The following is a 21,818-nucleotide window of genomic DNA, read 5'->3' on the forward strand; positions in this document are numbered from 1 at the left end:
GCGCCCCGACCCGGACGGACGCCGCAGCCGTCCCGCACCCACCTCGCCGGTGGCCGTGAAGGTGCATCCCCGGCCCGGCCTGCTCGGCAAACGCCTGCGGCTGCAGCAGCTGGTGCTGCTGGAGGTCGCCGCGGCACTCGTCGCGGTCGGCTGGACGATCGACCCGGCCATGGCCGGCGCCTTCGCCGTGCCCGCCGCCCTCCTGGTGATCGTCGGCCTCGTCCCGCTGCGCGGCCACACCCTGCCGGGGGCCCTGCGGGTGCGCTCGGCGATGAAGGCCCGCCGCCGCGAGGCCCAGTACAACGTGCCGCCGCCCGGCACCGACCCCGCCCTGGCGCCCGCGCTGGAGGTCGAGCCCGCGCTGCGCACGTACACCCACGCCACCGAGACCGACCTCGGCGACGGCCGGCCGATCCGCCGCGAGACCGGCATGGTCGGCGACGGCACCTTCTTCACGTCGGTGCTGCTCGTGCAGGCCAAGGACCTGCCGCTGCGGCCCGTCCGCACGGCCCTGCCGCTGCCGCTCGACGTGATCTGCTCCGCCCTCCAGGTCGACGACATCGGGCTGGAGTCCGTGCAGCTCGTGCAGCACACCCAGCCCGCCCCGGCGCCGCACCTGCCGGACCAGTCGCTCGCGGCCCGCGCCTACCACCAGCTCCAGGACGGCCCCGCCACCCCGGCGCTCCGGCTCACCTGGGTGGCGCTCAAGCTGAACCCGGAGACCGCGGCCACGGCCGTGCTCGCCCGCGGCGGCGGCGAGGAGGGCGCCCGCAAGACCCTGCAGCGCGTCACCGACCAGCTCGCCGGCCGGCTGAACGCCGCCGGGTTCACCGCCACCGTGCTCGACGAGCGCGAGCTGATCGCCGCCCTGGCGATCTCGATCTGCGCCAACCCGGTGGCCGTGGCCGGCCGCCAGGGCAGCGGCGGCGGCGGCGCGGCCGCGGCCCGCCGCACCCAGGAGAGCAGCAAGTTCTGGCGGATCGACGACCGCTGGCACAGCACGTTCTGGATCTCCAAGTGGCCGCAGCTCAGCCGGCCGGGCGGGGCGCCGGGCCGGATCTCCGCGCCCGACCTCGTCAACCTGGTCACCGGCACGCCCGCGCTGGCCAGCACCTTCAGCCTGACCGCGAGCCGCGGCACCGGCGGATCGGTCGCCGTCAGCGGCCACGTGCGGGTCACCGGCCGCAGCGAGAGCGAACTCGCCCAGGTCGGACGGCTCGTGGAGTCGCGCGCGCACAACGCCGGGATCGGCCTGACCCGGCTCGACCAGGAGCAGGCACCCGGCCTGCTCGCCACGCTGCCCCTGGGAGGGACTTCCTGATGGCCTATCAGTCCTACCCCACCCAGGCCGCGCAGCCCGCCGCCGAACCGGCCCGCCCGGCCCGTGTGCGGCCCGGCTTCGGCCTGCGCGGCCCGCGCCGCGAGAAGCACGTGCTCACCACGGAGGACCTCGGCGCGCTGTCCTTCCCCGTCGGCGACGACGGCGTCGTCATCGGCGTCGACCCGCAGCAGCAGCCCGCCGTGATCGGCCTCTTCCGGCCGAACCCGTACGACGTGGTGCTGGTCGGCGGCATGTGGACGGCCCAGGTCATCGCCCTGCGCGCGGCCGCGACCGGCGCCCGGGTGGCCGTCGAGACCGGCCGGCCCCAGGCGTGGGCGCCGATGGCGCAGGCCGCCGGCGGCGGCCAGCCGTGCGTGACCGTGCACCAGACCGGCCGGCTCGGACCGCAGGGCGCGTCGGTCGCCTCGCCGGTGCTGGTCGTCCGCGACCTCGGCGCACGTCCGCCGCGCAGCCGGCTCTCCGCCGCCCCGTGGCAGACCACGCTGACCCTGCTGCCGTACCTCGGCCCCAACGCCGGCCGGGTGCTCAACGCCGCCGACCTGGTCGGCGTGCAGCGGATCTCCCCGCAGGAGACGGAGATCGTCGCCCGCATCCTGTCGCTCGGCGACCACGAGGTCGCGGCGCTGCCCACGCTCGGCGAGAACATCACGCTGTGGGCGACCCGCATGCAGCGCCAGTACGTGATGACCAACCCCGGCGAGGCCGAGGCCCAGGTGCTGGGCGGCCCGCGCCGCATGGACTGAGCACCGTCCCGGGGCCGACGGGTCCGCGGCGGCAGCTGCCGCCGCGGACCCGTGTCCGTGACCGCCCGTTTCGGGCCGCCCGTGCAGGGGACGGGGAAGAGAGGGTGAACGTCTCGGCGTTCACCCTTCAGGTGGTTCTGCGGGCGGCGCACCGCCGTGCCCGCAGCGGTACCGCATCCGGTACCGCCTTCAGGTGACCGCGGATCACGTCCTAGTCTTGGTGCCCGACCCACCGCGAACAGCGGCGACGAAAACGAGGGAGCCCCAGTGAGCAGCGATCGGGACGGCGTCTACGTCGGCGACAACGCGGCGGAGGACGACGACGACTGGTCCGACGAGCCCGACTACGCTCCCCCGTCCTGGTACACGCAGAGCGCGGGTGCGCCCGAGCAGGCGGCCCCGGCGCCGGTGCCGGCCCCCGCCGTGCCGCAGAACTCCACGGCACCTCCGCCGACCCCGGCCCCCGGGCCTGCTCCTGTCCCGGCGCCCGCTCCCGCGCCGGTGCAGAGCCATGTCCCGGCACCCGCTCCCGTCCCGGCTCCTGCTCCCGTCCCGGCCCCGGCGCCCGCTCCCGCGCCGGTCGTCGCCGCGCCGGCTCCGGTCGTGCACGAGCAGCCGCCCGCCGTCGAGCAGCCGGCGCCGGTGCCCGCGCCCGCGCCCGTCCCGGTGGCGGAGCAGATCGCGCCGGTGGCGGAGCAGCCCGCGCCGGTGGTCGAGGTGCAGGCCGTGCAGCCCGCCCCGGTGCAGGAGCAGCCGGCGCCGCAGCCCTGGCCGCCCGCCCAGGAGCAGGCCGTGCAGGCCGCTCCGGCTCCCGTGCAGCCCGCGCCGGTCCAGCAGGCCCCCGTGCAGCCCGTGCCCGTGCAGCAGCCCGGCCCGCCCGTGCCGCCGCCGGGCCCGGTGCCGCCGTACCAGCAGTACCAGCCGCAGCCGCAGCCCGGTCCGTGGCCGCCCCAGCCGTACCCGAACGCCGGGCCCGGACCCGGCCCCGTGCAGCCCGGGCCCGTGCAGCCCGGCCCGCCCGGTCCGCCGGTCGACCCGCGGACCGGCGGCTGGCCGCAGGCCCAGCAGCAGCAGCCGCCGCAGCCGCAGCAACAGCAACAGCAGCCCCAGCCGTACCAGCAGGGCTACCCGCAGCAGGGCGGGGTGCCGCAGGCTCCGGTGGCGTTCCAGCAGCCCGGCCCGCAGCAGTCGACGGCGCACGGCGCCGCGCTCGGCTACACCGCGGCGGTGGAGCTCTCCTCGGACCGGCTGCTGAAGGGCCAGCCGAAGGTGCAGCGGCAGCAGCCGCGGTTCCAGTTCGGCGGCAAGCAGGCGCAGGCGGACCGGGCGCGCCGGCTGGAGATCATCCGCACGCCGGTGATGAGCTGCTACCGGATCGCGGTGATCAGCCTCAAGGGCGGTGTCGGCAAGACCACCACGACGACGGCCCTCGGTGCGACGCTCGCCAGCGAGCGCCAGGACAAGGTCATCGCGATCGACGCCAACCCGGACGCCGGTACGCTCGGCCGCCGGGTGAAGCGCCAGACCGGCGCGACCATCCGCGACCTGGTGACCGCCATCCCGCACCTGCGCAGCTACATGGACATCCGTCAGTTCACCTCGCAGGACCTCAACTCGGGCCTGGAGATCCTGGCGAACGACGTCGACCCGGCGGTCTCGACGACCTTCGACGACTCCGACTACCGCCAGGTCATCCAGGTGCTGGGCCAGCACTACCCGATCATCCTGACGGACTCCGGCACCGGTCTGCTCTACAGCGCGATGCGCGGTGTGCTCGACCTCGCCGACCAGCTCATCGTCGTCTCCACGCCGAGCGTGGACGGCGCCTCCAGCGCCTCCACCACGCTGGACTGGCTCTCCGCGCACGGCTACGCCGACCTGGTGCAGCGCAGCATCACGGTGGTGTCCGGGGTGCGCGAGACCAGCAAGATGATCAAGGTGGAGGACATCGTCGCGCACTTCCAGACCCGCTGCCGCGGTGTCGTCGTGGTGCCGTTCGACGAGAGCCTGGCGGCCGGCGCCGAGGTCAACCTCGTGATGATGCGGCCCAAGGTGCGGGACGCCTACTTCGAGCTGGCCACCCTGGTCGGCGAGGACATCGCCCGCGCGCAGCACGCCCAGCAGGCCGCGTGGGCGCAGCAGCAGGGCTACCAGCCGATGCCGCCGCAGCCGCAGCACCAGCAGCCGTACCCGCCGCAGCAGGGCTACCCGCAGCAGGGCGGCTACGCCGGGCAGCCCGCACCGGGCGCGCCGTGGGCGCAGCCGGGCCAGGCCCCGCCGCCCGGCTACGGGCAGCAGCCGCCGGCCCAGCCGGGCGGGCAGCAGCTGCCGCAGGAGTGGCAGCAGGGCGGGCAGCAGGGGTACGGCTACCCGCCGCCGCAGGAGGGGCAGCAGCCCCCGCCGCCCGGCTACGGCTACCCGCCGCAGCACTGAGCGGAACGCCGCAGGCCCCCGACGCCGGACGTCGGGGGCCTGCGGCGTGCGTGCGGCCGGTCAGCCGGCGGTGTCGGTGAGCTCGCGGGCCTGCTTCACGTCGTCGGCCATCCGCTCCAGGAGCGCGTCGATGGAGTCGAACTTCTCCATGCCGCGCAGGTAGGCGAGGAAGTCGACCGCCACGTGCATCCCGTAGAGGTCGAGGCCGACCCGGTCGATGGCGTACGCCTCGACGGTGCGCGCGGTGCCGTCGAACGTGGGGTTGGTGCCCACCGAGATCGCGGCGGGCATCCGCTCGCCGTCGGCGGTGAGCCAGCCCGCGTACACGCCGTCGGCGGGGATCGCGCTGTGCGGCACCGTCTCGACGTTGGCGGTGGGGAATCCGAGCTCGCGGCCGCGCTGGGCGCCGCGCACCACGATGCCCTCGACCCGGTGCGGGCGGCCGAGCACCTCGGCGACCCCGCCGAGGTCGCCGGCGGCGACGAGCCGGCGGCACAGGCTGGAGGAGAACGCCTCGCCGTCGCCCGCGGAGCCGGTCACCTGGAGGTCGAGCACCTCGACCTCGAAGTCGTCGGCGGCCCCGAGCTCGGCGAGCAGGGCGACGTTGCCCGCGGCGCGGTGGCCGAAGCGGAAGTTCGGCCCCTCGACGACGCGCTTGGCGCGCAGCGCGTCGACGAGCACCTGCTGCACGAAGAACTCCGGCGACTCCTGGGAGAACTCCAGGGTGAACGGCAGTACCAGCACCGCGTCGACGCCGAGGGCCTCGATCAGTTCGGCCCGCCGGGGCTGCGGGGCGAGCAGCGGCGGGTGGCTGCCGGGCCGCACGACCTCGCTCGGGTGGGGGTCGAAGGTGACCACCACGGCCTTGGCGCCGACTTCGCGGGCGCGCTCGACCACCCGGCTGATGATGAGCTGGTGGCCGCGGTGCACACCGTCGAACGATCCGATGGTGACGACGCTGCGCCCCCAGTCCCCGGGGATCTCCTCCAGGCCACGCCAGCGCTGCACCTGACCGCTCCTTGTCCCTCTGCCGCGCCCCCGCAGGGGCACTCGAACACTCAACCCGAACCCCTATAGCGTGCCATGCGCCCGTCCCTGCTCCGGCACCGGAATGGCCTCGGCGCGGTCCGTGGCCGCTCCGGGGCCGGCCACGGGGTGCTGCGGGTCGCCTCCGGAGGCCGTGCGGGGCCGCCGGCGGGCGGTGTACGGGCCGTTGGGGAGCGGCGCGGCGGTGTCGGGCCACTCGGCGAGCAGCCGGGAGAAGGCCGCGACGCGGTCGGCCGTGCGGGTCAGTGCGGTGTCCGCGCCGGGCCAGCGGGCGGCGATCCGGCGGACGACCTCGCGGGTGCGTTCGGGGCGGGCGGCGGCGCAGGTGTCGGCGATCCGGTCGAGCACGGCGGCGAGCACTCCGGGGTCGCGTTCGGCGGCGAGCAGGGTGTCGAGCAGCCGGTCGCGGCCGGGGTCGTCGGCGGTGGCGAGCACCGGGGCGAAGACCTTGCGGACGGGGGCGGGCGCGGTGACGACCGCGGCGACCAGCGGTCCGGCGTCGTGCCCGGCGGCCAGCAGCGCGTCGAGGTGTGCGGCCAACTGCCCTGCCCGTTCGGGGTGTTCGCACAGCTGGTCGGCGGCGACGAGGACGCCCTGGCGGGCGACCCGCGGGTCGCGGGCACCGGCGAGCAGGCGCAGCGCGTCCGCGACGGGTGCGGCGGGGCCCGCGAGCCTGCGCCGTACGGCGCCCACCACGGCCGCGGGGTGGTCGGCGAGGGCGGGGGCGAGCGCGTCGGCGTCGACGAAGGGGTCGTCGGCGGCGTACGCGGCCAGGGCGCGCGGGAGGTGCTCGGCCCGGCTCTCCGGATCCCGGACGAGCACGACGAGCGCGGCGCCGTGCAGGGCGGGTTCCTCCGTGCGGGCGAGCAGGGTGAGGGCGGTGTGGCGGAGCAGCCGCAGGCCGGCCGGGCCCGCGTGCGGGGCGGCCCGCACCGCGTGCACGGCGGCGGCGACGTGGCGTTCGGGCCGCGGGTCGTGGCTCCAGCGGTCGACGGCCCGGCAGAGCGCGGACGGCTCGTCGGCGGCGAGTTCGGCGAGCAGGGCGTCGGCCCGCGGATGGCCGGCGGCGGCCAGGGCGTCCGTCAACTCGTCGAGGGCGAGCAGGCGGTGGGTGTGCAGGAGGTCACGGGCGAGGTCGGCGACGGTGGCGCCGGTGCCGTCGCCGAGCGGCCCGGCGTCGGCGAACCACGTGCAGAGCAGCGGCATCGCGGTGCGGGGGTCGGCGGTGAGCAGGGCGGCCGCGGCCGCGCGGTACGGGCGTCCGGGCGGGTCCGTGCGCACGAGGCGGCGCAGCAGGGCGAACCGGTCGGCCGGGGCGAGCGGCAGGGCGGCCCACCAGTCGGGCCCGAAGGCGGGGTGCCGGGTGAGGTGGTCGAGCAGCGGGCGGTGGGCCGCGGGGTGCGGGAGGTCCGGCAGGACGGCGGCGAGGAGGGCTGCCGCCCACCATGCGGCGGCGCCGTCGGGCGGGGCGGTGTCGAGGGTGCGGCGGAGCCGGTCGAGGCGGGTGGCGAGGGCGGTGCCGCCGTCCGTGGGGTGGGGCGGGCGCAGGGCGGCGGCCACGGTCGCGAGGCGGTGGCGCGGCACGGCGGGGCAGGCGGCGGCGGAGGCTGCCCCGGGGTGGTCCGCGGCGGCCGGGTCGGGGGTGGCGCCCGGGGCGGGAGTGGCGCCGGGGGTGGCGCCGGAGGGCAGGAGGAGCAGGTCGAGCGCGCGGTCGACGTCGAGGTGCCGGCCCTGCAGCCGGTCGGCGTGGTCCTCGCGGGCGAGCCGGTAGCCGTCGCCCGCGCGGGCGAACAGGCCCTCGGCCAGCACGGCCCGCCGCCAGCCGCCCGCTGCGGGGAACAGCCCGTCGAACTCTTCGGCGGTCAGCGCCGCGTGGCCGGTGGCGAGGAGCAGCCGGGCGGCCTCGTGGACGCGTCCGGCGATGCGGGCGGCGGTGCGCCGCAGCCGGCTCGCGTCCTCGCCGCGCGGCGGGGGCGCGCCGCGGCGGTGGGCCCCGCGGGGGCGGTCGTCGTCGGCGGTGGTCCGGCGGGCGATGCGCAGGCACTGGAGGTCGAGGTGGGCCGCGTAGAGGGCGTCGCGGTCGGCGGGGGCCGCGGTCAGCCCGGCCGTCCGGAGTTCGCCGGCCGTGCGCAGGGCCTGCGGGTGGCCGGCGTCGGCGGGCGGGAGCTGCGCAGGGTCGGCGCCGTGCCGCCGGGCGACCTGCCGGGCGGTGTCGGGCGGCAGCGGGCCGAGGTGGAGGACGGGGCCGGGGCCGCCCGGGCGGCTCTCCGGGCGGCATGCCAGCAGCAGCCGTGCGCCGTGCGCGGCGAGCCAGTGCCGGGTGGCGGTGTGCCAGGCGGCGGCCGGCGGTGCGGGCGCCTCCTCGGGGGCGTCGAGCAGCACCAGCAGGGGGCGGTCGGCGGCGGCGCAGAGCCGGGCCGTCTCGTCCGGGGCGGGGGCGGGGACGCCGAGGGTGCGGGCGGCGGCGGCGAGGGCGCGGTGGAGGGCCTCGGCGAGGGAGCCGTCCGCGGGTGCGAGGTCGGCGCCGCGCAGCCAGAGCGTCGGCAGGGGGTGCGGCCGGGCGGACCGGCGGGCGGCGAGGGCGGCGAGTTCGGTGCTGCGTCCGCTGCCCGCGGCGCCCTGCAGCACGGTGAGCGTGGCGGTGGGCTCCTCGCCGGTGAGGCCGTCGGGGCGTTCGACCCGGTCGGCGGCGAGTGCCGCGACCGGGCAGGGCCCGGCGGTGGCGGAGGCGAGTGCGACGGCGGCGAGCGCGAGGACCCCGCCGAGGTTGAGCGCCGCTCCGAAGGCGGGGGCGCTCTCGGCGTTGCGCAGCAGCAGGTCGGCGGGCAGGGCGTGGGCGAGCGGCAGGGCGGCGGCGGTGTCCGCGCGGGCACCGGTCAGGCCGGGTGCGAGGAGGGCGACGACGGCGCCGGTGGCGGTGTCGACGACGGGCGCCCCGGCGGCGGGCGGTACGGCGGTGGCGGGGAGCCTCAGCAGCACGGCTGCCGGGGCGTGGAGCCGCCCGGCGGGGGTGCAGGGCAGGAGCACCGGGGCGGCGTCCGGCGCGGGCCGGTGCAGGACGGCCAGGGCCGCGTCCTCGCGGAGGGCGGCGACCGCCGGGTGCGGGCCGTCGGTGCGGCCGGGCCGCTCGGGCCCGTCGGGCTGTGCGGGCTGTGCCGACCGGTCGGGCGGTGCGGTGTGCAGCAGGGCGAGGCCGGACGTGCCGAGGGCGTGGACGCTGCCCGGGGCGAGGGTGGCGGTGCGGCCGCCGGGCAGGTGCAGGACGGGCCCGTCGGGGCCCGTCAGGGCCTCCAGCGGGGCGGCCAGGGTGCCGTGCCGGTCGAGGGGCAGGGCGAGGCCGGTGGGGTGCCCGTGCACGTCGGTGACGGCGACGGGTGCCCAGCCGGGCCGCCCGGGCGGAGCGCCGTCGCCGCCGTGCGCCGTGCCGCCGTACTGGTGCCTGCCCGCCATGGGTGGTGCCCCCTCCCGCCGGCCGGGGAAGGAGGCCGGCCGCGTACCTGCCGCCGGGAGGGTGCCCTGGGTGAGGGGCGTGCCACCGCGCACACGCCGTTCACCACGTCCGTTCACCTCGCGCGCTCGCCCGTACGGGTGAGAACGCGGGCGGGCGGACGTCGCCCGGAGGAGGGACGTCCGCCGAGGACGGGTGTCACCCGGACGGGGAAGGGACGGGGGTGGTGGCCGTCAGCCGACGAAGACCGCGACCGGCTTCGCGCTGGCGCCGCGCTCCTCGACCAGGGCGAGGAAGCGTCCGTCCGGGTCGAAGACCGCGATGGGCCCGTCCACGCCGAGGCCGGGCGCCGGCAGCTTCACACCGGTGGAGATCATCCGTGCCTGGTCGGCGTCGACGTCCCAGCGCGGGAAGGCGGCCGCCGCGGCCTCCGCGATCGGGAGCACCTCCAGCTTCTCCTCCAGCTGCTCCAGGGTGCGGGCGTGCTCCAGCCCGTACGGGCCGACCCTGGTGCGGCGCAGCGCGGTGAGGTGGCCGCCGACGCCGAGGGCGGCGCCGAGGTCGCGGGCGAGGGCGCGGATGTACGTGCCGGAGGAGCACTCGACGGTCACGTCGAGGTCGGTCACCGGGGTGCCGTCCTCCGCGACGGCGGCGCGCTGCGCGTGCACGGTGAAGGAGTGCACGGTCGTCGGCCGGGCCGCCAGCTCGAAGTCCTCGCCCTCGCGGACGCGGGCGTAGGAGCGCTTGCCGTCGATCTTGATGGCGGAGACCTTGGACGGCACCTGCATGATCTCGCCGGTGAGCAGCGCGACCTGGGCGTCGACCGCGTCGCGCGTCACCGCGTCGGCGGGGACGGAGGCGGTGACCTCGCCCTCCCGGTCGTCGGTGACCGTGGTCTGGCCGAGCCGGACCGTCGCCTCGTAGGTCTTGCTGGTGAGCATCAGGTGGCCGAGCAGGCGGGTGGCCCGCTCGACGCCGATCACCAGGATGCCGGTGGCCATCGGGTCCAGGGTGCCCGCGTGGCCGACCTTGCGGGTGCCGGCGAGCCACCGGAGTTTCGCGACCACGCCGTGCGAGGTGATGCCCTCCGGCTTGTCGACGACGACCAGGCCGTCGGGGCCGGTTCCCTTGCGCTTCATCGGTTCTCTCTGCAGGTGGACGGATCGGGGGCGGATCAGGAGGGCAGCGCGGCCCGGAAGCGCGCCACGGTGGTCTCGACGCCGTCGCGGACGGCGAATCCGGCGGCGTAGACGTGGCCGCCGCCGCCGAGTTCGGCGCAGACCGCGGCGACGTCCACGGCGCCCTTCGCACGGCAGGAGCCGCGCAGGGTGCCGTCCGGGTCCTGCTTGAGCACGAGTGCCACCTCGGCCTCGGCGGGACGGCGCAGCACGTCGATCAGGCCCTCGATCTCCTCGACGGTCACGCCGTGCAGCACGAGTTCCTCGTACGGCACCCAGGTCCAGACGAGGCCCAGGCCGCCGGCGGCGGCGGGCTCGTACACCGCGCGCCCGAGGGCGCCCGCGAGGACCTTGAGGTAGCCGAAGGAGGAGGTGTCCCAGAGGCGGCGGGAGATGAGGTCGTGCCGGATGCCGGTGGCCAGCAGCCGGGCGGCGAACTCGTGGGTGGCCGGGGTGGTGGCGGCGTACTTGAAGGAGCCGGTGTCGGTGGCGACGCCGGTGTACAGGCAGGTGGCGAGGTCCCGGTCGAGCGGCACGCCGAGGCGGCGCAGCAGTTCGTCGACGAGCACGGCGGTCGCGGGGGCGCCCGGGTCGATCAGCCGGTGCGTGCCGAAGCCGGGGTTGGAGGCGTGGTGGTCGAGGACGACCAGCACCGGTGCGGCGAAGGCCTTGTCGTGGAGCAGGCCGAGCCTGCTCTCGGAGGCCACGTCGAAGCAGAGCACCAGCTCGGGCACGTCGGGGACGGCGGCGGCGGGCACGATCAGCTCCTGGCCGGGCAGGAAGGCGAGCGACTCGGGGACGACCTGCGGGTCGTCGCCGAAGGAGACCCGGACCTCGTGGCCGAGGGCACGCAGCGCCAGGCCCGCGGCGAGCGCGGAGCCGAGTGCGTCACCGTCGGGGTTGATGTGGCAGATCAGGTCGACCGTGCCGGCCCGGCGGACGGCCGCGACCACCCGCTGCCACTCGTGCTCCAGGCCGGACGCCTCCGCGCGCGGGGCGGGAAGCGCCACGGGGGCAGCCTCCACCGTGCTGGTGGAAGCCGCCCCCGCGGTACCGGCCGCCATCGGCTCGCCGGTCATGGCTACTCGTCCTCGTCGTCGCGCTCGCCGGGCTGGCGGTACGGGTCCGCGTCGCCCGCGTACGCGGCGCCGGCGGCGGCGGTGCGTACCGCCGCGTCGGACTGCCGCGCCTTGTCCAGCAGGTCGTCGATGTTCTTGGCGTTGTCCGGCAGCGCGTCCGCGACGAACGTCAGGGTCGGCGTGAACCGGACCCCGGTCTGCCGGCCGACCTCGGAGCGGAGGACGCCCTTGGCGCTCTCCAGCGCCGCGGCGCTGGACTCCCGCTCGGTCTCGTCACCGTAGACGGTGTAGAAGACGGTGGCCTCGCGCAGATCGCCGGTGACCCGGGCGTCCGTGATGGTCACGTAGCCCAGTCGCGGATCCTTGATCCGGCGCTGCAGGGTCTCGGCGACGACCACCTGGATGCGGTCGGCGAGCTTGCGCGCCCTTGCGGTGTCGGTCACTGTGCCTCCTCGTGCGATGGGTCCGGTACCCGGGCCGTTCCTGCGCCCGGTGGGGCCCCAGCCCCAACGTACCTGCCCGCGCCCAGCCTTGTGGGCGCTCTCGGTCCTGATCGGTGTGACGGTCGCGACTTCCGCCGGCCGCCGCTCCTCATTCGTCGTCGTCATGGTGGTAGCGCCTCCGGGCGGAGAGCAGCATCACCTCGGGGCGGCCTGCGACGAGCCGCTCACAGCTGTCCAGGATGTCGGTGACGTACGCGGCGTCACCGGCCACCACCGCACAGCCGATCTCGGCCCTGCGGTGGAGGTCCTGGTTCCCGACTTCGGCAGCGCACACGCTGTACTTGCGCTGCAGCTCGGCCACGATGGGCCGCACGATCGAGCGCTTCTCCTTCAGCGAGTGGACGTCGCCGAGGAGGAGGTCGAAGGTGAGAGTTCCTACGAACATGTGTGTCAGGTCTCGCCGACCTGTGAGGCCTCGAAGGGTCCGTGGATCACCTGGACCCTACACAGCGAGACCGGGGCCGGTCGACGGGAATTTCCTCCCGCCGACCGGCCCCGGGCGACACCGTTACGCGCGCGGCTTCTCGCGCATCTCGTAGGTCTCGATGACATCGTCGATCTTGATGTCGTTGAACGAGCCCAGGGTCACACCGGCCTCGAAGCCCTCGCGGACCTCGGTCGCGTCGTCCTTGAAGCGGCGCAGACCCTCGATGTTGAGGCTCTCCGCCACGACCTTGCCGTCGCGCAGCAGGCGGGCCTTGGTGTTGCGCCGGATGACGCCCTCGCGGACGAGCACACCGGCGATGTTGCCGAACTTGGAGGAACGGAACACCTCGCGGATCTCCGCGGAGCCGAGGCGCACCTCCTCGTACTCGGGCTTGAGCATGCCCTTGAGGGCCGCCTCGATCTCCTCGATCGCCTGGTAGATGACCGAGTAGTACCGGATGTCGACGCCTTCGCGCTCGGCCGCGGTACGGGCACGCCCCTCGGCGCGCACGTTGAAGCCGATGATGATGGCGTCCGAACCCATCGCCAGGTCCACGTCGGACTCGGTGATGGCACCCACACCGCGGTGCAGGATCCGGAGCTCGACCTCCTCGCCCACGTCGAGCTTGACGAGGGCGTCCTCAAGGGCTTCGACGGAACCGGAGACGTCACCCTTGATGATGAGGTTGAGCTTCTCGATGCTGCCGGCCGCCAGGGCCGCCTCGAAGCCTTCGAGCGAGACACGGACGCGGCGCTGCGCGAAGGACGCGTTGCGGTCGCGGGCGGCACGCTTCTCGGCGATCTGGCGGGCCGTGCGGTCCTCGTCGACGACGATGAAGCTGTCGCCGGCGCGGGGCACCGAGGTGAGACCGAGCAGCAGCACCGGACGGGACGGACCCGCCTCGGCGAGGCTGTTGCCGTTCTCGTCGAGCATGGCGCGGACACGGCCGTAGGCGTCGCCCACGACGATCGAGTCGCCGACGCGGAGCGTGCCGCGCTGGACGAGCAGCGTCGCCATGGCGCCGCGGCCCTTGTCGAGGTGCGCCTCGATGGCGATGCCCTGCGCGTCCTGCTCCGGGTTGGCCCGCAGGTCCAGCGAGGCGTCCGCGGTCAGGACCACGGCCTCCAGCAGCTGGTCGATGTTCAGGCCCTGGCGCGCGGAGATGTCGACGAACATGGTGTCGCCGCCGTACTCCTCGGCCACCAGACCGAACTCGGTCAGCTGGCCGCGGACCTTCGTCGGGTCGGCACCCTCGACATCGATCTTGTTGACCGCGACCACGATCGGCACGTTGGCGGCCTTGGCGTGGTTGAGCGCCTCGATCGTCTGCGGCATGACACCGTCGTTGGCCGCGACCACCAGGATCGCGATGTCGGTGGACTTGGCACCACGGGCACGCATGGCGGAGAACGCCTCGTGACCGGGGGTGTCGAGGAAGGTGATCGGACGCTCTTCGCCGTTCACCTGCGCCGACACCTGGTAGGCACCGATGTGCTGGGTGATGCCACCGGCCTCGCCGGCCACCACGTTGGTCTTGCGGATGGCGTCGAGCAGGCGGGTCTTGCCGTGGTCGACGTGACCCATGACGGTGACGACCGGCGGGCGCGCCTCCAGCATGTCCTCGTCGCCCTCGTCGGCACCGAAGTCGATGTCGAACGACTCGAGCAGCTCGCGGTCCTCGTCGTCACGGCTGACGATCTCCAGGACGAAGCCCATCTCGTCGGCCAGCAGCTGGAGCGTGGCGTCGGAGACCGACTGGGTCGCGGTGACCATCTCACCGAGGTTGAACATCACCGAGACGAGCGCGGCCGGGTTGGCGTTGATCTTCTCCGCGAAGTCCGTCAGCGAGGCACCACGCGACAGGCGGACGGTCTGCCCGTTGCCACGGGGCAGCATCACACCGCCGACGGACGGGGCCTGCATGGCCTCGTACTCCTGGCGCTTCGCCCGCTTCGACTTGCGACCACGGGCCGGACGGCCACCGGGGCCACGGCCGAAGGCGCCCTGCGTGCCACCACGGGCACCCGGACCACCGGGACGGCCGCCGAAGCCACCGGGACGGCCACCGCCGCCGCCGAAGCCGCCGCCACCGCCGCCGCCGCCCGGACGCGGGCCGCCGAAGCCGCCGCCACCGGCCGGGCGCGAACCCGGGCCGGCCGGACGACCGGCGAAGCCGGGACGTGCGCCGCCGCCGCCGGGACCGGCCGGACGGGCACCGGGACCGCCGCCCGGGCGCGGGCCCGGACGCGGGCCGGGACCGGCCGGACGCTGCGGCATCATGCCGGGGTTCGGACGGGGCATGCCGGACGGGCTCGGCCCACCCGGACGCGGGGACGCCGGACGGGGCAGCCCGTCGGGACGCGGACGGTCGCCACCGGGACGCGGACCGCGCTCGGCGCCGGGGGCACCGGCCGGACGCGGACGGTCGCCACCGGGACGCGGACCGCGCTCGGCACCGGGGGCACCGGCCGGACGCGGACGGTCGCCACCCGGACGGGGAGCGCCACCGGCACCGGGGGCACCGGCCGGACGCGGACGGTCGCCACCCGGACGGGGAGCGCCACCGGCACCCGGACCGCCGGGACGGCGGTCGCCGCCGGGACGGGCCATGCCCGTGTTGCTGGACGTGAACGGGTTGTTGCCCGGACGCGGGCCGGCCGGACGCGGGCCCGGACGGGCCGCGGGGTTGGCCGGACGCGCAGCGGCCGGACGGGACTCACGGGGCTCACGGGCCTCGCCGGCCGGGGCCGGGGAGGAGAACTCGGCCGCAGGGGCGGCCGGGGCCGCCGGAGCGGCCGGAGCCACCGGAGCGGCAGGCGAGGCGGGGCGCGCCGCCGGGCGCGGGCCCGGGGTCGGCGCACCGGCGGAACGCGGTGCCGCGGGGGCGGCCGGAGCGGCGGGTGCCGCGGCGGCCGGGGCCTGCGTAGTAGGACGGGGGCCCGGCGTCACGGTGGGACGCGGGCCGGGGGTGGGGGCACCCGGCTTGGGTGCAGCCGCGCCGGAACCGGCGGGCTGGGGCGCCGCGGGCTTCCGCGGGCCAGGCTTCGCGGAGGAACCGCCGGAAGGCGGCGTAGCTCCCAAAGCGTCAGTCAACTTGCGAACGACCGGCGCCTCAATCGTCGAGGACGCCGACCGCACGAACTCACCGAGCTCGGTGAGCTTGGCCATGACGGCCTTGCTCTCCAAGCCAAGTTCCTTGGCAAGCTCGTATACCCGGACCTTAGCCACTTCGCTCCTGTCTAACTGTCCGGGGTGATCGTCCGCCGGACTGTCGCTACTTCATGGGCGTACTCATCGCGTACTCATCGAGTGCTCATCGCAATCTCGACCTACTTCCATCTCGCGAGGTACCTGACGTTTCGCACCGCACACGCGACCGCGTGTGCCGTGCAGTTCCTGCGGTGCTCCGCCGCGCCTGAGGCATCAGGACGCCGGGACACCACCCGACCGCTGTTCGACGTGGGCCCGCAGGTCATCGGTGTCGAGCGGACCCTGGAGCCGGAAGGCCCTGGGGAACGCCCGGCGGCGGACCGCGAGGTCGAGGCAGGCGGGCTCGGAGTGCAGATGTGCACCCCGACCCGGCAGTGCGCCGCGGACGTCGGGGACGCATGCGCCCTCGACCACCACGACACGCAGCAGCTCATGCTTGGCCGCGCGCTTGCGGCAGCCCACGCAGGTGCGTTCCGGGCATGCGCGGACATGCGTCCGGCCAGACAACCTCAAGTCTACCCCTCCGAAGGGACATGGCGCCGCCCCGCCGATCACGGCGGGCCTCGTGCACCACCGATCAGCGCGCTGCGGATTCCCCGTCCAGCACCTCGGTGTCGGGCCGGATGTCGATCCGCCAGCCCGTCAGGCGGGCGGCCAGGCGGGCGTTCTGGCCCTCCTTGCCGATCGCCAGCGAGAGCTGGTAGTCGGGCACGATCACCCGGGCGGAACGCTGCGCGTAGTCCACGATCTCGACCTTCGTCACCCTCGCGGGGGACAGTGCGGCAGCGACCATCTCGGCCGGGTCCTCGGAGAAGTCGACGATGTCGATCTTCTCGCCGTGCAGTTCGGCCATCACGCCGCGCACCCGCATGCCGTTCGGGCCGATGCAGGCGCCCTTGGCGTTCAGGCCCTGGCGGCGCGACCACACCGCGATCTTGGTGCGGTGACCGGCCTCACGGGCGATCGCCGCGATCTCCACCGACCCGTCGGCGATCTCCGGCACCTCCAGCGCGAAGAGCCGCTTCACCAGGTTGGGGTGGGTCCGCGACAGCGTCACCGACGGGCCGCGGACACCGCGGCGCACGCCGACGACGTAGCAGCGCAGGCGGGTGCCGTGCTTGTACTCCTCGCCGGGCACCTGCTCCTGCGGAGGCAGGATCGCCTCCAGCTTGCCGATGTCGACCAGGATGTTCTTGGGGTCGTTGCCCTGCTGGACGACACCGGTGACGATGTCGCCCTCCTTGCCCGCGTACTCGCCGAAGGTCTGGTCGTCGGCGGCGTCGCGCAGGCGCTGCAGGATGACCTGCTTGGCCGTCGACGCGGCGATCCGGCCGAACCCGCTCGGGGTGTCGTCGAACTCCTTCGGCTCCACGCCCTCGTCCAGCTCGGCCGCGTCCTCCAGTGCCCACACGGTCACGTGGCCGGTCTTGCGGTTCAGCTCCACCCGCGCCCTGCGGCGCGAGCCCTCGGTGCGGTGGTACGCGATGAGGAGCGCCGACTCGATCGACTCGACGAGCAGGTCGAACGGAACGCCCTTCTCGGTAACCAGCCCACGCAGGGCGCTCATGTCGATGTCCACGGCTACGCCTCCTCTTCTCTCTTCAGGTTCATGATCGGGGTCGGGAACGGACTACGCGTCGTCGTCAGCGTCGTCGTCGGCGTCCGCGACCTCGTCGAGCAGCGCCTCGTCCTTGCGGTTGAACTCGACCTGCACGCGGGCCTTCGCGACCTCCGCGAAGGCCAGGCGGCGCTCCTTCGGGCGTCCGCGGCCCTTCACGGGCTGCACCTCGACCAGCGCGCCGTCCTCGTCGCTCTCCAGGATGCGGGCGGTGATCTCGCCGCCCTCCACCAGCTGGATCAGGGCGAGCCGGCCCTCGGCGCGAAGCCAGTGGCGCGGCTGCAGGAGGGGGCGCTCGGCGCCCGGCGAACCGACCTCCAGCAGGTACGCGGCACTGCCCATGAGGTCGGAGTCGTCCAGGGCCTGTCCGACCAGACGGCTGAACTCGGCGATCGCGTCGAGGTCCACCCCGCCGTCGGCGTCCACGTCGACCTGCACCTGGCGGCGGTTGCCGGCCTGGGTGACCTTGACGTCCTCCAGGTCGAGGCCGGACTCCGCGGCCAGCGGTTCCAGCAGGGCACGCAACCGATCGGTCTGGGGGGTGCTCATCCGGGTGACTCCTCGGCCGCGTCTGCTGTTGTCAGGTGCTAACTCCTCGCGCAGCCTATCCGGTCACCCCCGCAACCGCCGATTCCGACCGTGCCGCCCGCCCGGGTGACAGCGTCCGCCGAGAGCAAGGTCACACCCGAACGACCCGCCCCGCGCCCGAGGACCGTCCGGAGCCGGGTGCCATGATGCACCGAGACCGGGGGGCGCCGCCCCTCACCGAGCGAGCGGGAGCCCTGCGATGCCGTCCCCCACCCGGCGGACCGTCCTGGCCCTCGGTGTGCTGACCGGCACGCTGCTGGCGTCCGGCTGCACCGACGACCACCGGGATCCCGACCGCGCGGACCGCCCCGATCCGGACCTGCCGCTGCGGGCCCGCGCCGTCGCCGCCACCGACACCCTGCTCGCCGGCTACGACGCCGTTGCCACGGGGGCGGACGCGGCTGCGACGGCCGTCCTGCGGAGGCAGCGGGCGGAGACCGCCGCGCACCGGGCCGCACTCGCCGAGGGACTGCCGGCGGCATCGCCGTCCGCCTCCGTCCCCGCCTCGCCGTCCGCCTCCCCCTCGACCGTCGCCCCCTCGACCGCCTCGCCGTCGCCGTCGCCGTCCGCGAGCGGGGCGGTGGCGACCGTCGCCGCGCTCGCCGCCGCCGAGCGCCGGACCGCGGGCGCCCGGCTGGCCGACCTGGAGGCCGCCTCCCCCGCCCTGGCGGAGCTGCTGGCCGCGGTCTCCGCCTCCGGCGCCCTGCACGCGGCGGCCCTGGGCGACACCGGCCCCGTCACCCCGCCGACCACGGCGTCCCCGTCGGCGTCCGTGTCCGCGTCCGCATCCGTGTCCCCGTCCGCGTCGGTGACCGCACCCGCGTCCCCGTCCCCGTCCCCTGGCTCCGCCACGGCCCGGCCCGCCTCCGGGTCGGCCTCCGGCGGCTCCGCCGCAGCCTCCGCGGCGGCGCCGACCGCCGCGGTCGTGGCGCTGCAGGCGGCCCTCGGCGCGGAGCACGCCGCCGTCTACGGGTACGGCGTGGTCGGCGCCCGCCTCACCGGCCCGCAGCGGGACGACGCCCGCACTGCCTACACCGCGCACCAGGCCCGGCGGGACGGTCTGGAGCGCCGCATCACCGGCACGGGCGCCTCGCCCGCCGCCGCCGCCGCGGGCTACCGCCTGCCCTTCGCCGTCACCGACGCGGCCGCCGCCGGACGCCTCGCCGCCCACATCGAGACCCGGCTCACCGCCGTCTACGCGGACGCCGTCGGCGCCACGACCGGCGAGGCGCGGCAGGCGGCCGCCGCGGCCCTGCGGGAGAGCGCCCTGCGGGCCGCGCACTGGGGTGCCGTGCTCCCGGCCCTGCCGGGCCTGCCCGACCCCGCCGCGGACACCACCCCCTCCGCGGACGCCACCCCCGGCACGGGCGCGGACACGTCCGCGGGCGCCTCGCCGCGCAGCTGACCGGCAGCCCCCGGCCGATGCCCGACAATGAGCGGGCGGCCCGTCCCGGGCGCACCGAGCGAGAGGCCAGCATGTCGGCGATGCCAGGGCAGCAGATCACCATCCCCGCGCGGCTCGCCGACACCGTCCAGGCGTGGGAGGGCGAGGCCGGACGGGCCTGGCTGGCCACCCTGCCGGAGCTCGTCGCCACCCACCTCGACCGCTGGGGACTCACCCTGGAGCGGATCGGCGACCCGGGCGGGCAGATCAGCCTGATCTGCCACGTGCACCGGGACACCGACCTCTCGCCCGCCGTCCTCAAGGCCGGGCTCGTCACCGGGGAGACGGTGAACGAGCACGCCGCCCTGCAGCACTGGGCCGGCCGCGGCGCCGTCCTGCTGCTCGACGCCGACCCGGCGACGGGCGTCCTCCTGCTGGAGCGGCTGCACGGCGACATCCCGCTGCGCTCGCTCGCCGAGGACAAGGCCATGCTGGAGGCGGCGAGCCTGCTGCGGCGCCTGTGGGTGCCGCCGGCGGACGGCCATCCGTTCCAGGCGGTGCCGGACCGTGTCGCCGGGATGTCCGCGCATCTGCGGGAGCACCGGGCCCTGCCCGGCGCCGAGGACGTGCTCCCGCTCGTCGACGAGGCCCTGGAGACCGCGGCGGGCCTCGCCGCCTCCGAGCCGGAGCAGTTCCTGCTGCACGGCGACTTCCACCACGGCAACGTCCTCGCCGCCGACCGCGCGCCCTGGCTGGCCATCGACCCGAAGCCGCTGGTCGGCGAGCGCGCCTACGACCTCGCCTGGCTCGTCCAGGACCGGATGGACACCCTCGTCGGGTCGCCCGGTCCGCGCGCGGCCGCCCGGCGCCGCCTGGGACGCCTGTCGGAGGCCGTCGGGGTCGACCGCGACCGGCTGCGCGGCTGGACGCTCTTCCGCACCGTCGCGGCGGGCCTGTGGAGCCTGTCCGTCGGCGACGGCGACGCCGCCGAGCTCTACCTGGAGTTCGCCGCCGGGCTGTGAGCGGCCGCCAGCGGCAGCGTCGCGCCCATCACCGCGTACGGGCGGAACGTGTTGGGGAAGCGCACCGCCCGGGCGAGGTCCCGGTAGCCGAGTGCGCGGTAGAGCCGCCGCGCCGGGGTCTCGGCGTCGATCGCCGACAGGATGCTGCGGTCCTTGCCCGAGGCGTCGCACAGGCCGCGGATGAGGGCGCTGCCGAGGCCCCGGCCCTGGTGGTCGGGCAGGACGTGCAGCTCGGTGACGGCGAAGACGCCGTCCAGCCAGTCGCCGTACCCGCCGGCCTCCAGGTAGGGCTGGATCACCGTCGACCACCAGTGCTCACGGGAGTTCGGCATGCCGTAGCCGAAGCCGACCAGCCGCCCGGAGTCGAAGGCGCCGAGGGCCCGCACGCCGGGCTGGTGGGCGTGCCGTCCGACGATGTGCAGCCGGACGGCCACCTCCTCGGGCGTCAGCCCGAACGCCACCGCCTGCACCTCCAGTGCGTACGGCGCCCAGGCGGCCAGGTCGATGGCCTCGATCGTCACCCCGGTGTGCTGCTCCATGGCGGGAATGTACTCCCCCGGTGCCCCGTCGAGTGATCGTTCCGCGCGTCCGGCACCGGCCTGCTGCCCCGGACGGGCGCCGCGGCGGCCGGACGGCAGGGCGCCGGGATCAGAACAGCACGCTCATGAACGCCCCGACCTCGCGGAAGCCGACCCGGCGGTAGGCGGCCCGGGCGCGCAGGTTGAAGTCGTTGACGTACAGCGACACCACCGGCGCGACCTCCGCGAGGGCGGTGGCGAGCACGGCGGCCATGCCGCTCTCGGAGAAGCCGCGGCCACGGTGCTCCGGTGCGACCCAGACACCCTGGATCTGGCAGGCGCCCGCGGTGACGGCGCCGATCTCGGCCTTGAAGACGACCTCGCCGTCGTCGCCGAACCGGGCGAACGAGCGGCCGGCGGAGACGAGTTCGGCGACCCGGGCCTGGTAGAGCAGGCCGCCGTCACCGGCGAGCGGGGAGATCCCCACCTCCTCGGTGAACATCGCGACGCAGGCCGGCATCACCGCCTCGACCTCGTTGCGGCGCACCCGCCGGACGAGCGGGTCGGGCGCAACCTCGGCGGAGGGCGTGGTGGTGGCCATCAGCGGCTGGTGCGCGCGGACGTCCCTGGCCGGCCCCCAGCTGCGCTCCAGCAGCGCCCAGAGCGCCGCCGTGGGCCCTGACGGGCCCACGATGGAGGAGCAGCGGCGGCCCTGGCGCCGGGCGCGCTCGGCGAAGGCGTGGACGGCCTCCGGGCCGGCGTCGACGAGCACGAGGTTCGCGCCTGCGTAGCAGAGCGACTCCAGCCGGCCGTCCTCGTCGTGCCAGCCCCACAGCTCGCCGCCGAGGCGCCACGGGTCGAGCCCGACGGCCTCCACGCGGGTGGCGACGAAGGCGTTGGCCACCGGATCGCGACGGAGCACGTCCAGGGCGTCGTCGAGGTCGGAGGCGTCGAGCACCCGCGTGGCCGCCAGGGCCCGCGCGACCTGGAAGGGGCCGGGGAGCATCACACCTCGATCGAGCACGGGCACCTCACTTGGGGACTCCTGCCGCACCCTACTCCCCCGGCGGTCGCGGCAGGGACCACGGGGGCCGTCCGTACACCCTCCCGGGAGGGCGGCGGACGGCCCGTGGCCGGTCTGCGACGGGATCAGTCGGCGGCGACGACGACCGGGGCGCCGGACTCCACGCCCTCGGCCTGCATCTGCTCGGCGAGCTTGAGCGCCTCCTCGATGAGGGTCTCGACGATCTTCGACTCGGGAACGGTCTTGATCACCTC

Annotated in this window: 17 protein-coding genes and 1 pseudogene; 5 read left to right on the top strand and 13 right to left on the bottom strand. The window is 75.8% G+C overall.

Features of this window, described 5'->3' with window-relative positions; all coding sequences use genetic code 11:
- Positions 1-55 precede the first annotated feature (55 nt).
- From eccE to SNE206_RS35380, 3 genes are all read left to right on the top strand, one after another.
- Positions 56-1,321 carry a type VII secretion protein EccE gene (gene eccE, locus SNE206_RS35370; protein ID WP_407917674.1) on the top strand — a complete coding sequence of 422 codons (1,266 nt, stop codon included), beginning with the start codon at positions 56-58 and terminating at the stop codon, positions 1,319-1,321.
- Complete coding sequence (locus SNE206_RS35375; protein ID WP_407917675.1) at positions 1,321-2,085, top strand: hypothetical protein; 765 nt, start codon at positions 1,321-1,323, stop codon at positions 2,083-2,085. The genes eccE and SNE206_RS35375 overlap by 1 nt, the downstream gene beginning before the upstream one ends.
- Positions 2,086-2,352: 267 nt before the next feature.
- A complete protein-coding gene (locus tag SNE206_RS35380) occupies positions 2,353-4,518 on the top strand; it encodes an AAA family ATPase (protein WP_407917676.1) in 2,166 nt (721 codons plus the stop codon).
- 60 nt (positions 4,519-4,578) lie between these two features.
- On the opposite strand, the gene SNE206_RS35385 is transcribed toward SNE206_RS35380, so the two are convergent.
- The 10 genes from SNE206_RS35385 to rimP form a co-directional block, all read right to left on the bottom strand.
- Positions 4,579-5,526: a bifunctional riboflavin kinase/FAD synthetase gene (locus SNE206_RS35385; RefSeq protein WP_407917677.1), complete on the bottom strand. Its 948-nt coding sequence runs from the start codon at positions 5,524-5,526 to the stop codon at positions 4,579-4,581.
- A 63-nt stretch (positions 5,527-5,589) separates the two neighbouring features.
- Entirely contained in the window at positions 5,590-9,015 is a 3,426-nt protein-coding gene (locus SNE206_RS35390; protein ID WP_407917678.1) for a serine protease, read from the bottom strand.
- Positions 9,016-9,246: 231 nt separating this feature from the next.
- Positions 9,247-10,152: a tRNA pseudouridine(55) synthase TruB gene (gene truB, locus SNE206_RS35395; RefSeq protein ID WP_407917679.1), complete on the bottom strand. Its 906-nt coding sequence runs from the start codon at positions 10,150-10,152 to the stop codon at positions 9,247-9,249.
- A 35-nt stretch (positions 10,153-10,187) separates the two neighbouring features.
- A complete protein-coding gene (locus tag SNE206_RS35400; protein WP_407917680.1) occupies positions 10,188-11,270 on the bottom strand; it encodes a DHH family phosphoesterase in 1,083 nt (360 codons plus the stop codon).
- A gap of 2 nt (positions 11,271-11,272) precedes the next feature.
- On the bottom strand, positions 11,273-11,713 hold the full coding sequence (gene rbfA / locus SNE206_RS35405) for a 30S ribosome-binding factor RbfA (RefSeq protein WP_407917681.1): 441 nt from the start codon (positions 11,711-11,713) through the stop codon (positions 11,273-11,275).
- Positions 11,714-11,861: 148 nt separating this feature from the next.
- Complete coding sequence (locus tag SNE206_RS35410) at positions 11,862-12,158, bottom strand: DUF503 domain-containing protein (protein ID WP_407917682.1); 297 nt, start codon at positions 12,156-12,158, stop codon at positions 11,862-11,864.
- Between the two features lie 123 nt (positions 12,159-12,281).
- Positions 12,282-15,428: a translation initiation factor IF-2 gene (gene infB / locus SNE206_RS35415; protein WP_407917683.1), complete on the bottom strand. Its 3,147-nt coding sequence runs from the start codon at positions 15,426-15,428 to the stop codon at positions 12,282-12,284.
- Positions 15,429-15,623: 195 nt separating this feature from the next.
- Positions 15,624-15,917 (bottom strand): YlxR family protein, encoded by a 294-nt coding sequence (locus SNE206_RS35420; protein WP_407917690.1) that lies wholly within the window; start codon positions 15,915-15,917, stop codon positions 15,624-15,626.
- A 70-nt stretch (positions 15,918-15,987) separates the two neighbouring features.
- Positions 15,988-16,989, bottom strand: a complete 1,002-nt coding sequence (nusA, locus tag SNE206_RS35425; protein WP_407917684.1) for a transcription termination factor NusA — start codon at positions 16,987-16,989, stop codon at positions 15,988-15,990.
- A gap of 51 nt (positions 16,990-17,040) precedes the next feature.
- The gene (gene rimP, locus SNE206_RS35430) at positions 17,041-17,577 is read right to left on the bottom strand and encodes a ribosome maturation factor RimP (RefSeq protein ID WP_407917685.1); all 537 of its coding nucleotides are present in this window, start codon (positions 17,575-17,577) and stop codon (positions 17,041-17,043) included.
- A gap of 238 nt (positions 17,578-17,815) precedes the next feature.
- Here rimP and SNE206_RS35435 point away from each other — a divergent pair, with 238 nt between their 5' ends.
- A complete protein-coding gene (locus SNE206_RS35435) occupies positions 17,816-19,021 on the top strand; it encodes a ferritin-like domain-containing protein (protein ID WP_407917686.1) in 1,206 nt (401 codons plus the stop codon).
- Between the two features lie 80 nt (positions 19,022-19,101).
- The gene (locus tag SNE206_RS35440; protein ID WP_407917687.1) at positions 19,102-20,022 is read left to right on the top strand and encodes an aminoglycoside phosphotransferase family protein; all 921 of its coding nucleotides are present in this window, start codon (positions 19,102-19,104) and stop codon (positions 20,020-20,022) included.
- On the opposite strand, the gene SNE206_RS35445 is transcribed toward SNE206_RS35440, so the two are convergent.
- The 3 genes and pseudogenes from SNE206_RS35445 to SNE206_RS35455 all read right to left on the bottom strand — a co-directional run.
- Complete coding sequence (locus SNE206_RS35445) at positions 19,995-20,561, bottom strand: N-acetyltransferase family protein (protein ID WP_407917688.1); 567 nt, start codon at positions 20,559-20,561, stop codon at positions 19,995-19,997. The two genes, SNE206_RS35440 and SNE206_RS35445, sit on opposite strands and share 28 nt — an antisense overlap.
- 109 nt (positions 20,562-20,670) lie before the next feature.
- Complete coding sequence (locus SNE206_RS35450; protein WP_407917691.1) at positions 20,671-21,546, bottom strand: GNAT family N-acetyltransferase; 876 nt, start codon at positions 21,544-21,546, stop codon at positions 20,671-20,673.
- Positions 21,547-21,689: 143 nt separating this feature from the next.
- Positions 21,690-21,818 (bottom strand): annotated as a pseudogene (locus tag SNE206_RS35455) (4-hydroxy-3-methylbut-2-en-1-yl diphosphate synthase); the annotation flags it as partial.

It is taken from the genome of Kitasatospora sp. NE20-6 (assembly GCF_045862635.1).

Excerpts from the sequence above, each read along its gene's own strand:
- SNE206_RS35375 (WP_407917675.1), top strand. The coding sequence starts at position 1,321 with ATGGCCTATCAGTCCTACCCCACCCAGGCCGCGCAGCCCGCCGCCGAA.
- SNE206_RS35410 (WP_407917682.1), bottom strand. The coding sequence starts at position 12,158 with ATGTTCGTAGGAACTCTCACCTTCGACCTCCTCCTCGGCGACGTCCAC.
- SNE206_RS35440 (WP_407917687.1), top strand. The coding sequence starts at position 19,102 with ATGCCAGGGCAGCAGATCACCATCCCCGCGCGGCTCGCCGACACCGTC.
- SNE206_RS35400 (WP_407917680.1), bottom strand. The coding sequence starts at position 11,270 with ATGACCGGCGAGCCGATGGCGGCCGGTACCGCGGGGGCGGCTTCCACC.
- SNE206_RS35390 (WP_407917678.1), bottom strand. The coding sequence starts at position 9,015 with ATGGCGGGCAGGCACCAGTACGGCGGCACGGCGCACGGCGGCGACGGC.
- SNE206_RS35435 (WP_407917686.1), top strand. The coding sequence starts at position 17,816 with ATGCCGTCCCCCACCCGGCGGACCGTCCTGGCCCTCGGTGTGCTGACC.
- SNE206_RS35445 (WP_407917688.1), bottom strand. The coding sequence starts at position 20,561 with ATGGAGCAGCACACCGGGGTGACGATCGAGGCCATCGACCTGGCCGCC.
- rimP (WP_407917685.1), bottom strand. The coding sequence starts at position 17,577 with ATGAGCACCCCCCAGACCGATCGGTTGCGTGCCCTGCTGGAACCGCTG.
- SNE206_RS35450 (WP_407917691.1), bottom strand. The coding sequence starts at position 21,546 with ATGCTCCCCGGCCCCTTCCAGGTCGCGCGGGCCCTGGCGGCCACGCGG.
- truB (WP_407917679.1), bottom strand. The coding sequence starts at position 10,152 with ATGAAGCGCAAGGGAACCGGCCCCGACGGCCTGGTCGTCGTCGACAAG.